This is a genomic window from Myxococcus llanfairpwllgwyngyllgogerychwyrndrobwllllantysiliogogogochensis, from assembly GCF_006636215.1.
Classification (GTDB): Bacteria; Myxococcota; Myxococcia; order Myxococcales; family Myxococcaceae; genus Myxococcus; species Myxococcus llanfairpwllgwyngyllgogerychwyrndrobwllllantysiliogogogochensis.
This window is the reverse complement of the sequence record NZ_VIFM01000001.1, coordinates 81,483-95,894: the sequence shown is the minus strand read 5'-3', so window position 1 is coordinate 95,894 and position 14,412 is coordinate 81,483. Positions and strand designations below refer to the sequence as shown.

Genomic DNA, 14,412 nt, shown 5'->3' with positions numbered 1-14,412 from the left:
GGCTGTCTCCTCCATCCTTGTCGTGGCGTCCTGTGCCCCCTGCGCCACCACACGGATACAGCCCGTCGTGAAGCTCGCCGTGTAATGGATGGAAACAGGGAGGGCGCGCCCTCGTTTGAGTTCCTCCAGTCCTGGCACGCTGCAGCCCGCGAGGACAGACAGCCACACTCCGAGCCACGGGGCCAGATACCTCATCGTCCCTCCCTCGACCCGTCCTGCTCCCAGTTGGAAATTGGCATGGGCTTGGGCAGGCCACGAGCTTATCGATTTCCCTCCACCCACCAAGTCCGGCCGCCCATCTGGCAAGGAGTTTGGGAGCCGGGTTGTCTCACTCGAAGAGGGACAGCTCCGCGATGGAGGTCACCTCTATCTCCTGGGCCTCGTACCACAAGGACAGCAGGCGGACGTACCGGACCCGGGGGCCTCCAGGCAGGGCAATGTCGAGGAAGGCGTAGTCATGGCCCGGGAACGGTGGGTCCCATGGACTGTCCGCGTCGCTCACGTCGCGAAAGAGCCGGCTGTTCCCTGTCGTGGGTGCTTCGGCGAGCGGTCGCCTGGCGAGCTCGGACCATTGCACTCCGTCCTCGCTGCCTTCGATGACCACCTCCTGTCCATATGTCCTCAGGCCTCGGATGACCACGCGCGAGAGCTGGGCTGGCGTCTCCAATTGCACGCCCACGCGCCGTGGGCTGGAGGAGGGCTCCCCCCTTGGCCACAGCTCGGAGAGGCGCTGTTCGGCGAGCAGCCCATCCGTGAACGGGCAGGGCACGTCAGTCACCGGATGGCACCGGGCCCCCCGGCTGAGTGGGCGCAACGCACCCGCCGGCAATGGCAGTCGCTCGCTGCGCCATTCGAGTCGGAAGTGGAGCCAGGCCTCGTCGCTGGTGAGGGCATCGCGGCGCCAGGCGCCCGCGCTCACCACTCGCACCTGGGCCTCCAGTGTGGCGAAGTCCTCGAGCAGCCAGGGTGACAGGAGCCTCGGCGAGGTGACGGCTTCTTCGTTCCAGACGAGGCCCTCCTTCGTGTGGAGCTGAAACACGGGCCGCGGAATCGAGGGGTCCTCCAGGTCACCACTCGGGCTTCCGGGTTGCGGTGTGGTGTCGTCGAGATCGACCACCACGCCTCGGGGCGCCTCGGGCGCGGACGGTGGCGGTGCGAAGGTCAGCCACCTTCCGGTGGGGGCATCGCTCCAGGCGAGGTCCGCATCCCAGACACGCAGCACCGGCAGCTCGGAGTCTCCTCCTCCGTTGACCTGGGTGAACGAGACGAACGCCGCCGGGCCGTCCTCCAGGGGCGTCGCCACCCGGAAACGGGCGCGGGCGTTCGGTCTTGGCGCGGAGCCGCTGACCGTCGCGATGGACCCGATGTCTCCCGAGAGGATTTCCAGCACGAAGGCGCCATTGTCGCGCGTGGTGGTCATGCCATACGGCGAGAAGTCGAGCGGGTCGCCGTAGAGCTTGCCGTGTCGTCCCCCGTCCAGTGGCAACGCTGTCGCGTGGAAAGGGGAGCCGTCGGCCCTCAGGGCCATGCCGTAGAAGAAGATGGGGGAGTCGGGAAAGGGCTCGCAGCCCGCGCTACCCAGGCTCACCAAGAGGAGGCCCGCGAGAAGGGTGAGGCGCATGTCAGTACGTTCCTTTCAGCCCCAGCATGGGGAGGACGATGGGGAAGCCCCGTGCCTTGCGCACGAGAGAGGATTTGTCCGTGCCCGCTGGCTCCGAGGTGTATTCGTAGAAGAGGACCTCCGTCTGGAAGGAGGCGTTCAGCAGGTCGAGGGAGGCCTCGAGCACGAGGTCATCCAGGGCCCACGCCTTGGCGGCGCGCAGGTCCACGCGCCAGAAGGAGGGCAGGCGCCCCGCCTGGCTCCGCTCCTGCCGCACCCACTGGGGATTGCCCTCGCTGTCCTGGGAGGCGCGCATGGGCTGCGGCGTGAGCTCCCCCGTTTCGGGGCGGCCCGTGTTGAAGTGGACGACGGCCCCCACGGTGTAGCCATTGCCGAACTTGCGGCTGAGGGCCGCGTTGAAGACATGCGCCTGTTCGAAGGCGAAGGGCACGGTGGCGTGGTCGGTGCCCAGCAACTGGTTCTGGTCATCGTAGCGCTCGATGCGCACCCGGCGCCGGCTCTGGAGGAAGCTGTAGGACGCCCAACCGAACCAGTCTCCGCCGAGCGCGTGGCGGGCCATCAGCTCGAGGCCATACGCGTGGCCGCTGCCGGCCGGGTCCGACGCCGCGACGCCACCCCTCCGCCGCAGGTCGAGGAGTTGCTGGAGGCTGAACTCCACCGTGCGACGCAAGGGATTGTAGAAGGCGTCGGCGCTCAGCTCCCATGCGGGATGGGGCCTCCACTCGGCGCCCAGGTCGAACTGCAGGCCTTCCTGCAGCCCGAAGCGAAGGCCGGACGCCTCCATCACCGGGAGCTGGAGCAGCACGGTGGGGGGCTGGTGGAACAGGCCCGCGCCCCCCTTGAGGACGACGGCCTCCGTGAGGGCGTGGCGCACCGTCAGCCGGGGTTCGAGCGCCGTGCGAGTGACTTCCCCGAGCAGTTGATAGACGTCCGCGCGCACGCCAGGGACGACCTTCCAGCGCGGTGACGGGCTCCACTGCAGCTCGACGTAGGCGCCGCTGGTGCGGGCGTCCGACGTGGGGCGGGTGAGCGGGTCGTCCTCGGAGAAGTACTGGGAGCCGGCGGGGGCCTCGCTCCCGGTGGCGACCACCGTCCCCCGGCGCTGCTCCACGTCCGCGCCCACGGTGAGCTGCATCGTCGACCCCAGCTCCCGCTTCCAGCGCAGGCGCCCCGCGAGGCTCTTCTGCCGCAGGGTGAACTCACCGATTCGGACGCGGGGAGGGCCTCGCTCGGAGAAGATGCCCACCGTGTCGATGCCCGCCGTGAGGCCCACCTCCAGCTCCCCGTCGGCGAGAGGGTGGAGGCCGCGGAGGTCCATCCGGTGAAAGCGCGTGATTCCGCCGCCGCCATTCGTGGGGTCCTTGGGCATGCCAGGCATGCCCGGTATCTCCCCCTCCTCCTCGGGAGCGTAGGACGCCAGGACATCGGAGCTCCCGAGGGCCAGGAGACGCAGCCGCCCTTGCCCCACCTTCTGGTCGACGCGAGCCTGGTAGTCCCAGAACTCGGCGCCGACGGCGTTCGAGCCTGGCTTGGAGAGACTGTTGACCAGGAGCGAGCTCAGCAGGCCCGTGTAGCTCATCCGGCCGCCCACGCTGATGCTGGTGCCGGTGGACGCGAACGGCACCTCCAGGAAGGCGGCGCTGTTGATGAGGTCCAGGGTGGCCGAGGCGTGGACCCGGTCCTCGCGCGGGCGGGAGACGCGGCCCTCGACGATGCCGCCGAGCAGTCGCCCGTACTGGACGGGCGGTGTCCCGGGGAAGAAGTCGATGGCGTCGATGAACTCGGGCTGCACCACGGCCGGCCCGAGCATCAAGTGATAGAGCATGGGGAGGCGGACCCCATCGACGAAGAAGCCCGTGGAGGCCGGCTGACTGCCTCGCACCACGGGATAGCCGAGGCCGGAGGCGAGGCTCGCCACGCCCGGCATCACCATGATGACGCGGAAGGGGTCTCCCTGCGTCCCGGGCACCTCGCGAACCTCCTGCGCGTGCAGTCGGATGCGAGTCACCTCGGTGCGCGGCCGGTCCTCCCTCACCACCGTCTCGTAGGGGCTCACCTTCAAGGGGTCGAGCCGGTAGATGACCTCGACCTGCTGGCCCTGGCTGACAGTCTCCAGGAAGGTGGTGGGCTTGTGGCCGGGGGCACGCACCTCGATGGAGTGGGTGCCGGCTGGGAGTTGGAGCACGAAGCGGCCTTCCGCGTCGGGCCGCACCACCTCCGACACTCCGGACACCTGGAGGGCGGCGTCGGCCAGGGGGCGGCGCGTGCCCCGGGCGCGCACCGTGCCCCGCACCTGTCCCTCTCGCGGTGCCTCGGGAGGCGCCTGTGCCAGCGGGGCGTGGGGCGCGAGCAGGAGCCCCAGGGTGAAGGCCCACCTGGCCAGGTGCAACGGCAGTCGAGACATGAATCCCTCCGGTCCGCCAGAACAACGGGGCGGGGGCTCGGAACCGGCCAGGCCTTCGTCCGGAGATTCGTCGCGAGATTTCCTGTCCGCTTTTCTGGCCCCTGTTCGTTTCCCTCGGAGAATCCCTCCGGAGCCTCCCAGAGCCTTGGACACCGACATCCAGAGCGCCTACCTGCGCTACTTCCCGCTCATCCGGGAGAAGTGCCGCCGGATGCTGGGGGACTCCGACGAGGCGCAGGACGTCGCGCAGGAGACCTTCATCCGGCTGTGGCGGACGGGGCTCCCCAAGGACGCCCGCCATGCGACCGCGTGGATCTACCGGACCAGCACGAACCTGGCCGTGGACCGGCTCCGCCAGCGCCCGAGCAGCGCATCCGCCCATCGTTCGGAGGAGCTGTCGGATGAGCGCTCCGCCGAGGCGACTTTGTGGCGGCGTCAGGAGTTGGAAGCCTATGCGCGGCACCTGCCCGCGGATGCGCTGGAGGCCGCCTTGCTGAGCCGGCTGGATGGATTGACGCAGCAGGAGATATCCGAGGTGCTCCAGGTGTCGGAGCGCACCGTGCGGCGACTCCTCCAGCGGCTCGATGAGCAGGTGGAGCACCTGAGGAGGACGCTCGGACCATGACGACGACCCCACGGCATCCTTCCTTCCTCGAACTGGACCGCGCGGCGCTCGGCCCGCCAGCACCGTCGCTCGCGCGGCACCTGGAGACCTGCGCCGAATGTGACTCCTACCTCCAGCGCGTGAAGCAGCCTGAGTCCGTGCCCGCGTGGGTGCGGACGCTTGGGACAGCGCCGCCCCGTGGGACGTGGCGTCTGGAGTGGAGGCGATGGGGTTTGCCCCTCGTCGCCACCGCCGCGCTGGCCTGTCTGGTGTTCGTGGTCGTCCCGGGGACGCCGTACGTGGCCCCCAAGGGTGCGCCCGCTGTCGCTGTTCATCTCAAGCGCGGCGAGCAGGTCTTCCTCTGGGATGGGCAGACGCCGCTCGTGCCCGAGGACCGCATCCGGTTGCAGGTGTCATCGGAGTCGTACCGGTACGTCGCCGTGGCCGCGCGCGCGCCGTCGGGGTGGGCGGTGCTCTTCGCGGGGCCGCTCTCCGAGGGGCCAGACATGGCGCTGCCCGCGAGCTGGCGGGTGGACGAGGCGGGGGGCGAAGAGGTCCTGCGCGTCCTCTTCAGCCGCGAGCCGCTGCCCACGTCCCAGACCGAGGCGCTCTTCTCCGACGCGCCCAGGACTGAGAAGCTGTGGACCACCGAGCTGCGTCTGCCCAAGGGTCCTCCGCCATGAATGGATTCACCCGCGCGTGCCTCGTCGTCCTGCTCTCGTGGCTGATGGCCGCCACGGCCCGGGCCGAGGAGGCGCGTGCCACGCCCCCCGCGTCGAGGCGGATGGCCGTCATCGTGGGCTCCAACGCGGCGGTGCCCGGCCGGGCCGCCCTGCGCTATGCGCACGATGATGCGAGGCGGGTGGCGGACGTCCTCGTGCAGGTGGGAGAGGTCCGCGCGGAGGATGTCGCGCTGCTCCTGGACCCCACCCCCGCGGCGGTGCTCGCGGCGCTCGACGGGCAGCTTGCGCGCCTGCGCTCGACGCCCGGGGACACGATGTTGCTTTTCTACTACTCCGGGCACGCGGACCAGCAGGCCCTGTATCCCCAGGGTGCACCGCTCCTGCTCGCCGCGTTGAAGCAGCGGATCGAAAGCCCGGATGCCACGGTGCGGGTGGGCATCATCGACGCGTGCCGTGGTGGAGGGTGGACGCAGGCCAAGGGGCTTCACGCGGAGGCGCCGTTCGCGCTGGAGGTGCCCCTCCATGTGCAGAGCACGGGCTCGGTGCTCATCGCCTCCAGCTCCGGCCTGGAGAACGCGCACGAGACGCAGGCCCTGGAGGGCTCGTTCTTCACCCATCATCTGGTGGCGGGGCTGCGCGGCGCCGCCGACATCGCCGGAGATGGCGAGGTGTCGCTCGTCGAGGCCTTCACCTATGCGAAGCAGCTCACCATCCGCGACACGTCGGTGTTCGTGGAGCGCCTGCAGCACCCCAGCTTCGACATGAACCTCCGGGGGCGCGATGACCTGGCCCTCACCCGTGTGGACTCGGGCGACAGTGTCGTCGTGCTCGTCCAGCGCCGGGGACCGCTGGAGGTGGTGCTCACGTCGACGGGGCAAAGCGTCATCGAGACCCCCGCTGGCGAGCGGCAGATGAAGGTGGCACTTCGCCCGGGGCGCTACCTGCTGGTGCGCAAGGGCCCGGACCGCCCGGCCGTGCGCGAGTTCAGCATCCAGGCGGCGCAGTCGCTCCAGCTCGACGAGGAGGACATGGTGCCGGCGAGCTTCGCCCCCATCGTGACCAAGGGGGCCGAGGACCCCGCCACGACCTGGGCCCAGGTCACGCCGCACCGGATGGTGTTGCTCCACCCCTTGGCACTCGCGTTCGCGGTGACGTTCCGGATGGAGTACGCCCACGCCCTCACCCCGTACTGGGCGTTCACGCTCGAGCCCTCGTACTGGCAGGAGACCAGCGTCACGAGCTACACGATGGGCGGGTTCGACGCGGGCGCCCGCTACCATCTCTTCGGCAATGCCCCGGAGGGGCTCTTCGTCGGAGGGAAGCTGGGCATCAGCATCCTGGGGGTCAAGGATGATGGGGCCAACAGGACCATCTTCACGCTGCACCAGGCGCTCGAGGTGGGCTACTCGCTCTTCCTCTGGAACCGGCTCGTGCTGTCCCTGGGCGTGGGCGTGGGCAACGCCTTCTCGACGGCACGGGACGTCAATGAGGATGGCATGTGGCACCCCATCGTCATCGACATGGGCCCGCGCAGGCCTCAGCTGGGGCTCTCCGCGGACTATCGGGTCGCTGTCGGCGTCGCGTTCTGACGCCGCTGCTCCCCGAGCCTGGGGCACGCCTCACTGGAAGGAGAACTTCGAGCGCAACTCCGGAGGCGCGAGCAGGTTGCTGTGTCCCGTGTTTGCGATTTCCGCCATGGTCTGCAACATCCGATGAATCACCCCGCACAGGGTGTCGCAATTCATGATGAAGGTCTGCTTCTTGGTCTTCTTGACCTTCTTCTTGCTGTCCAGCTTGTCCAGCTTCCCCTTGTAGGGTTTGAAGTAGTCCTGCACGTCGCGCAATGGGACGTTCTCGCCTTTCGCCGCCCTCGCGCAGAGCTCCTCCAATAGGTTGAACTTGGGCTGGACATGTTTCGCGAAGTCGAAGCCCGCGTCCTCGAGGTTGATCTGCGAGATTCGCAGGATGCAGAAGGTGAGGCGTTCGACTGACATCACGGGGCCGTAATCCACGTACGGGAGCGCCCTGGCTTTCGCCCATTTGCTTTGCGCGATTCGCTCTTGGGAGTTCGTGTCGACCGTCTGGTCGAAGATCGTCACGACCGTCGGCTCCTCGAGGCTGAGGATGCACGGCACCCGGATTTCGGTGCGGAAGAACGTCTTGAGGGTCTTGTGGAGGAGGGTGAGCACGGAGGCATCCTCCGGACTCTCGAGCGTGGCGGAAGCGACTGACAGGTCCTTGATGAGCATCCCGAGCAGGTCGACCTTGCCTTGATAGCGGCGCAGCTCGCGAATGAGGGAGAGCGCGAGCGCCGCCCGGCAGCCCCAGTTCCCGTAGAACACCTCGAAGAGGAAGCAGTTGTAGTGTTTGGTCTTGCCGTAGACCTGGGTCCACTCGCTGCAGTGTTTTTCCTTGAAGTCGATCACCCTGACCGGCTCGTCGTACAAGATGCTCTTGTGGGTGTTCTCGTTGTCGAAGGGGATGCCCTGGTCATGAAGGGAGATGCACAGCTCCGGTCCGATCTCATCGAAGTTCATGCACAGGACGATGTCGCCGTAGCGAGAGCCGCCCGTCATGGCGTTGTACGTGAACTCCAGTCGGCCGAACACGTATTCGATGTGGCCGAACTTGGCGTCCATCGTCTTGCTGGTGTACTTCGCGCTCTGGTTGCCGACCGTCGGTGACATCAGCGAGTGGCTGCTCTTGATGGCCTCGGTCTCGGTGCCGTGCTTGAAGTACATCGGCAGCTTGATGAAGTGCTCGTAGAGCATCCACTCCGCGCACGTCAGGACGATTTCCCGTGTGTCCTCCTCCACGGACAGGCGGGTATAGGTCTTCTTGACCTCCATGGGGTCGATCTTCCAGGCCGAGTACCCTGACTCCGCGTAGATCTCCCCGCTGTACAGCAATTGATAGAACTTCTTCTTGGTGACGCAGGCCCCCTCCTTGGGCGGGAGCTTCGTATTCAACTCTTGAATGACGAAGAAGAGGTTGCACTCGCTCAGCTCGATGAGGGTCGCCGGCAGCGAACCGCACGACACCGCCAGCACGTGCTGCTGCTTCAGTCTCTCCATGGCGAGCGTGTATGCTTTTCCGTGCTTGTGGATGTACTCCTGGTAGATCTTCTCCTGGATTGTATTCGTCCACACCTTGCGCTGCTCGACGCGCCACTTGTCCATCAGGCTGATGGATTGAGTCGTCGAGGACGACGAGGGGGACTCCCCTCGTTCGTGGAGGTGGAGCAGGTACTTCAGCGTGTGCAGGCGGTCCAGGAAGATTCGCCGGAACAGCAGGTCGAAGTCATTCGGGTTGACGCTCAGGAGCCCCTGCGTCTGCGCGAGGAGGGTGACCTTGCGAAGCGCCTGATGGAATATATCCAGCTCGCCCTGCTTGTTGCTGAAGGGGATGGGGCGCGCGAGCGTTTTCAACAGACAGTCGACCACCACGACGAGGTCGCAGGAGTTCGACTCGAGGTATTTCTTCGTCAACTCGAATGACTGGAGCTCGTAACCCTTCCAGAAGTCATAGGTGTTGATCCATCGGTCAATCAGCGAGAGGACGAGCTCCAGCGAGAGCGTGCCGGGGCCTTGCCTGGTGTTCTTGGGTTTGGGCTGATGCAGCTTGAATCCGCAATCAGGACACCAGCCGTCATCGAACGAAACGGGCCCCTTGCAGTTGGAGCAGAGCGACGGCGCCTGACCGAAGATCAGCAGGTTCGACTGCGGGCCCCCCTGGCTCGGCCCGCCACGAGAGCTGTTCGACTTCTTCCCACAACCCATGCAGAGCCCGTCCTCGGATTCTCGACGGAACGAGTGGCACGAGATGCAGAGGTTTCGCTTGCAGGGCGCGCATGGGTCGCCCCGGAAGTCGACGACGTTGCGCTTGCAGAGCACGCAGTAATGCGTCAGGTCCATGGGCTCCTCCTGAAGGGGAGAGGGTGGGGAGACGGCCTGTGCTTCTTCATCAGGAGGGCGGGAACCCGGACCTCGCCGAACTCGAAGTCCCAGGGGCCCTGTTCGACATATCCCGCGGCTCGGTAGAAGGGGACGGCGCACAGGGACGCGGTGACGTCCAGGGCCTCCATGCCCAGATTCCAGGCGGTGCGTTCCAGGCATCGCAAGAGGCTTTGCCCCAGTCCTCGTCGCATGTGGCCAGGCGCGGCATACAGGGCCTCGATACGGGCCCTGCGGGGATGGAGCTGGCCAAAGGCAACCACCCGGCCCTCCTGCTCCGCGACAAGCAACTCGCGGACGGACTGCGCGTCGCGGCGGTATGTCGGATGGAGCGCCTGGCACCAGGCCTGTATCTGGGTGCCATCGTAGTACTCACGCCAGGCGGAGTGGATGGAGGCCAGCTCCAACCGGTACATCGCGTCTCCATCCCTGGGTTCCGCCCGGCGGATGTGCGGTTCGATGACCCGGGGTAGGGAAGGAGCACCAGGGAGCAATGCGGGGCGCGGCACCATGCCGTATGCCTATTGCAAGGCAGGCGCCGGGCCGGCGGGCCTCTCGCTTGGGTTGTGTGGGGTGCCAGTGCGCGGCAGTTCCGGCGTGCCATCGGAACGCGGCTGCGTCCTGGAGGAACGAGTCCCCCATGGGTTCGTTGCCCGCACGTTGATGGCTGTCACCTCCCTCCTTGCAGCCTGAGCCATGACAGGGCCTGGAGCGAGGCGAACCAGGCGCCCGCGACCAGGAGGTGGCGCAGGTGGTTCAGCCGGGCCCAGAGCACCGCGCTCTCCACGGACGCCGACGTGTCTGACGCCTGCATCAGCCGCATCATCGTGGGGATGAAGTAAGAGAAGGTGAGGAGCCTGTCCACGAGCGCCACCACGGCGGCCGCGAGCCACCAGGTGCGCAGCGGCCCCGTGGCGCGCGTGGCGAAGAAGAGGCTCGCCAGGGTGAGCAGCGTCAGTGGTCCCGTGCTGACGAAGGCCCAGAAGCGCAGCCCCACGTTGTCCTGGCGCGCCGCCTCCGCGAACCAGTGCGCGCCCGTGGCGTCGAGCCATCGGGGAAGCACGATGCGGTGCTCATAGAGCCCCGCGCCGAGGGAGACGCCCAGGTTGAGCACGAAGAGCCACAGGAAGATTTCCGCCGCCGAAGGCTTCAGGTTCATCATGCGGGCAGGATGCGTCCGGGGCCCGCGAGCGTCTTTCGTGCCCTTGTGCTGTTTTTCTGATTCCTGCGGTGTTCCTCATGGGTCCCCGACACTCTCTCCTCGAGCAGATTGGCGCCGACATCGTCCGCTTCCAGGAGGCCACCGCGGAGTTCGACGCGGCCGTCGGGGAAGTGCTCGCGCTCGGCCGCGCGGAGCTGGTGTGTCTGGCGCAATTGCACTTCGGCGGACCCACGCCCTTGAGCGCCGTCGCCCGGGGAACAGACGTGGCGCGGCTGGAGCTCGCGGGCTATGTGCGACGGGAGTCGGCGGGAAGTGGCACGCGGCTGGTGCTCACCGGACACGCGCGCGAATGGATTGAGACCCTCTGGGGACCCTTTCGCACGGATGGGTTCCAGCTGATGTCGTCCCTGCCGGACGCGGACCTGAAGGTCATCGCGGGCTTCCTGACCTCGGCACGGGCGGTCCAGGACCGCCATGCATCCCGTGTGGCGAAGCTGCTCCAGGCCCCCGGAGGCTCCAGGGCGGCGCGGCGGCGTGGAGGCCTCTCCGCCGCCGCGCTCCATCGCGTGCAGTTGTTCATCGAGGCGCACCTCGCGCGGACGATTCGCGTGGAGGAGCTGGCCCAGCGCTCGGGGTTGAGCGTCTTCTACTTCACCCGCGCCTTCCGGCAGTCCACGGGGATGACGCCGCACGCCTTCGTGCAGCAGCGGCGGGTGGAGCGGGCCCGCGAGTTGTTGCTTCGCACCTCCCGCTCCCTCGGGGACATCGCGCTGGAGGTGGGCTTCAGCTCGCAGAGCCACTTCACCACCGTCTTCCGCCGACTCACGGGGCTGACTCCCGCTGTCCTCCGGCGCGGAGGCGGGTGAGACTCTCCGGCGCTGGAGTGCCTGCGTAGACGGAGCCCTGCCATGTCGCAATCGACCATCCTGTTCGGCGAAGCGTTCTCGCCCTGGACCCAGAAGGCGCGCTGGGCCCTGGAGCATTGCGGCGTTGCATTCGTGTATCGGGAGTACACGCCGACGCTGAGCGAGCCGGCGCTGCGTTGGCGCATGCGGCAATGGTCGGGCAAGGTGTCGGTGCCGGTGCTGCTGGCTGGTGCGCAGGTCGTGCGCGGTTCCTGGGACATCGCCCGTTATGCGGCGCAATGGGCCGGTGACGGGCGGCTGGGTGACTTCGAGGTGATTGCCCCCTGGAATGAATTGAGTGAAGCGGCGCTCGCCGAGGCGCGGACGCGCGTGGTGCGCTCCGTGTTGGCCGACCCGGAGGCGCTCGACGAAGCCGCCGCCTCGGTGCTGCCCCGGCCGCTGCGCCGCCCCCTGCGTTTTGTCGCACGCGATGCCGCGCGTCGACTCGACCGCAAGTATCGGCATCTGGTGGTCCCGGGCTCGTTGCGACAAGCGCTGGAGCGAACCCGCGCCGGGTTGCGCGCGTCGGGCGGTGAGTACCTGCTCGGGCGCTTCAGCTATGCGGATGTCACCATGGCCGTGGTGCTGGAGGGCATTGCCCCAGCCGCGCGGATAGAGCCGCCCTTGGGCCCCGCGACGCGTCGCTGCTGGAGCGACGAAGCCCTCGCGGGCGAATTCGACGACTTGCTCCAATGGCGCGCACGTCTGGTGGCGACACACTCGGCTCGGTAGGCGCAAGGTCGCTGGCTGCTGCCGCGGCGGCTCGGCGCTCAGTCTCCGCTCCGACTGACAGAACCACTCTGCCCATGGCCGCTCTCCGCGCGGCTTCCGTCCCGCGCGGGCACGACGGAAGCCGGCCGCGCCGGAAGGGGAGTGCCTTCGCGACGCGGCCAGCCTGGGTCAGAAGTTCATGAACGAATCAGGGACTCGCCTGACAGAGGTGGCCCCTGCATTTGTTGGGGCACCCTGGGCTCCCTGCTCAGGGCGTGTCGGGCCTCGTCGCTGACACCGGCTCCTCCTGGGTGTGCTGCCGCTGTCGGAGGTGCCGCAGGGCGGTCAACGTCACCAGGGCCATGACCGAGGCGTACCCCACCAGCGGCCACGCGGTGTCGCCGTCGAGCAGGACAACCATCAGCGTACCGAGGACGCCGACGATGAGGCTCTGGATGCAGAAGTAGAGCGCGACCGCAGTTCCCGCCATGGCGCCAAAGGCCTGGAGTGCGCCATTGGCGGTGACGGACGCGGCGAACACGATACCGGCCGCGATGACCCACATCGGCACGACGAACGTCCAGAAGGACGGGGCCGCGAGGAGCTGCCCGGCTGTCAGCAACGCCGCGCCGAGCAACAACAGGAGCATGCCGCGGGTGAGGCTTCCTGCGAGCCCCCAGGTCGCCACGAAGCGCTTCGCGAAGCGTGTCGTGAGAATCATCGCGAGCGCGGCGGTGGCGAAGGCCAGGCTGAACCCGAGCTCCGAGAAGCCGGCCTGTCCGATGAGGACGCGAGGCGCCGTGGAGAAGAACACGAAGAAGGCGCCCATGGCCGCGCTGAAGCCCAGCGTGTACGTCCAGAACGCTGTGCTGCGCACGATGGGCCGGAACGCCACGCGGTGGTGTGTCCCGCCGGAGGGGCGCGTCTCGTGCCATCTCGGAACGGCGTTCAGCAAGGCCGCCGCCGCCAGGATGCCGAGCGTGGTGAAGATGGCTCGCCATCCCAGCTGTTTGGCGAGCAAGGCCCCGGCGATGGGACCGAGCGCGGGCACGAAGGCCAGCATGGCGCTGAACAGGCTGTAGATGACCGCGCTCTCGGGTCGGTCCGCATAGACATCACGGACCGTCGCGAACGTGGCGACGAGGGCCGCCGACGCCCCCACGGCTTGCAGGAGCCGCAGGCCGACGAACATCGCGGCATCGGAGGTGCCCGCGAGCAGGAACGAGGCGGTCGCGAACAACAGCGCGCCTCCCAGCAGGACTGGACGCCGGCCGATGCGGTCCGAGACCGGGCCGAACACCACCTGACCGAGCCCGAGCACGGCCATGTAGAGGCTCAGCGTGAGCTGGATGATGGCGGGGGAAGTGTTGAGGATTCCGGTCATCGCCGGAACCACGGGGAGGTAGATGTCCATGGCCAGTGAGGCCAGGAGGTCGAACGGGGCCATCAGCCACAGCGCTGCTGGCACCGAGTGCTTCCACGACAGGGTTTTAGGGTCAGGCACGATTGCATCCGCACAAATGAGGAACATCTGGCGGCGCTCTGCCTCTCCACGGGTACCGGGATGAGCTGGGACAGAGGGCCGCGGCAACGGTTGACGTGTCGCCGCGGCTCACTCATCTGCGGATTTGGTGGTGCTCATCCGGCTGGCTCCTACGGGCGTCGTGTCTGCGCACGAAGGCCACGGGCGGGTATAGCAACCGCGCCGGTGTCGCTCAATCCTCCGGCAGTGGTCGGACGGTTGCTTCCAGGGGCTCAGCCACACCACAGGGGCGCGCAACGACCGCTCCGGCAGAATCTGGTCGGACCACATTCCCTGCTCTCCCCACAAATATCGCCTGCCGGAGCAGGGGGCAGACACACGATGGACGCGCCGCTGTTTCCACAGCGGGACTCCAGACAGGAGACGAACTCCCCGCTCAAGCCACCGAGCCAGCCACAAGGGGCGCTACTGCCCGGCGCCGGGCGACAGCTCCGAGACCCCACGTCGCAATAGGAGAGCGGCGCACAATCCAGCGCGCCCGGCTCACACGCCTCTCCCAGTGCCTTCACGGGGCGGCACTCCTTGGGCGAGTCGTTGCCCAGGGGGGGCTGCGTCCTGGCGCATCGATATCGGAGCGAGCACTGCTCGTCTCCCACACAAGGGCCCTCCGTCCTGCGCGCGATGCACCGACCATTTTCGCAGTGCGTATCCGAGCCCGACGAACACTTCACTCCCAAGATGCAGCGTCCGTCCGACTCCACGTCGAGGAGACAGTGTCCCCCCGAGCAGGATGAGCCCTTCTCACACCGGTCCTGGCTGGTACACGTCGCGCTGACGGGGATGTACGCACGGCACATGCCGGAACACCCTTCCGTAATATCGCACC

Annotated in this window: 11 protein-coding genes; 5 read left to right on the top strand and 6 right to left on the bottom strand. The window is 67.6% G+C overall.

Features of this window, described 5'->3' with window-relative positions; all coding sequences use genetic code 11:
• Positions 1-328: 328 nt before the first annotated feature.
• Together FJV41_RS00255 and FJV41_RS00250 are read right to left on the bottom strand one after the other, a co-directional pair.
• On the bottom strand, positions 329-1,621 hold the full coding sequence (locus tag FJV41_RS00255; RefSeq protein ID WP_141640329.1) for a hypothetical protein: 1,293 nt from the start codon (positions 1,619-1,621) through the stop codon (positions 329-331).
• A gap of 1 nt (position 1,622) precedes the next feature.
• Positions 1,623-4,025, bottom strand: coding sequence for a TonB-dependent receptor (locus FJV41_RS00250; RefSeq protein ID WP_246136908.1), 2,403 nt, complete (start codon positions 4,023-4,025; stop codon positions 1,623-1,625).
• A gap of 145 nt (positions 4,026-4,170) precedes the next feature.
• Between FJV41_RS00250 and FJV41_RS00245 the strand changes: the two genes are divergently transcribed.
• The 3 genes from FJV41_RS00245 to FJV41_RS00235 are packed head-to-tail and all read left to right on the top strand — an operon-like array spanning position 4,171 to position 6,901.
• Positions 4,171-4,650, top strand: coding sequence for an RNA polymerase sigma factor (locus tag FJV41_RS00245; RefSeq protein WP_174456299.1), 480 nt, complete (start codon positions 4,171-4,173; stop codon positions 4,648-4,650).
• Positions 4,647-5,312, top strand: a complete 666-nt coding sequence (locus FJV41_RS00240; RefSeq protein ID WP_141640326.1) for a hypothetical protein — start codon at positions 4,647-4,649, stop codon at positions 5,310-5,312. Before FJV41_RS00245 ends, FJV41_RS00240 begins: the two co-directional genes overlap by 4 nt.
• Complete coding sequence (locus FJV41_RS00235) at positions 5,309-6,901, top strand: caspase family protein (RefSeq protein ID WP_141640325.1); 1,593 nt, start codon at positions 5,309-5,311, stop codon at positions 6,899-6,901. Before FJV41_RS00240 ends, FJV41_RS00235 begins: the two co-directional genes overlap by 4 nt.
• Before the next feature lie 30 nt (positions 6,902-6,931).
• Here FJV41_RS00235 and FJV41_RS00230 read toward each other — a convergent pair whose 3' ends face one another.
• The 3 genes from FJV41_RS00230 to FJV41_RS00220 form a co-directional block, all read right to left on the bottom strand.
• Positions 6,932-9,226 carry a hypothetical protein gene (locus FJV41_RS00230; RefSeq protein WP_141640324.1) on the bottom strand — a complete coding sequence of 765 codons (2,295 nt, stop codon included), beginning with the start codon at positions 9,224-9,226 and terminating at the stop codon, positions 6,932-6,934.
• Positions 9,217-9,681: a GNAT family N-acetyltransferase gene (locus FJV41_RS00225; protein ID WP_181790292.1), complete on the bottom strand. Its 465-nt coding sequence runs from the start codon at positions 9,679-9,681 to the stop codon at positions 9,217-9,219. Before FJV41_RS00225 ends, FJV41_RS00230 begins: the two co-directional genes overlap by 10 nt.
• A 254-nt stretch (positions 9,682-9,935) precedes the next feature.
• A complete protein-coding gene (locus FJV41_RS00220) occupies positions 9,936-10,427 on the bottom strand; it encodes a DUF1772 domain-containing protein (RefSeq protein ID WP_141640322.1) in 492 nt (163 codons plus the stop codon).
• A 77-nt stretch (positions 10,428-10,504) separates the two neighbouring features.
• Here FJV41_RS00220 and FJV41_RS00215 point away from each other — a divergent pair, with 77 nt between their 5' ends.
• Both FJV41_RS00215 and FJV41_RS00210 read left to right on the top strand, forming a co-directional pair.
• A complete protein-coding gene (locus FJV41_RS00215) occupies positions 10,505-11,293 on the top strand; it encodes an AraC family transcriptional regulator (RefSeq protein WP_141640321.1) in 789 nt (262 codons plus the stop codon).
• A 42-nt stretch (positions 11,294-11,335) separates the two neighbouring features.
• Complete coding sequence (locus tag FJV41_RS00210; protein WP_141640320.1) at positions 11,336-12,064, top strand: glutathione S-transferase family protein; 729 nt, start codon at positions 11,336-11,338, stop codon at positions 12,062-12,064.
• 247 nt (positions 12,065-12,311) lie between these two features.
• Here the strand turns inward: FJV41_RS00210 and cml are convergent, their stop codons facing one another.
• Positions 12,312-13,574: a CmlA/FloR family chloramphenicol efflux MFS transporter gene (cml, locus tag FJV41_RS00205; RefSeq protein ID WP_181790290.1), complete on the bottom strand. Its 1,263-nt coding sequence runs from the start codon at positions 13,572-13,574 to the stop codon at positions 12,312-12,314.
• Positions 13,575-14,412 lie beyond the last annotated feature (838 nt).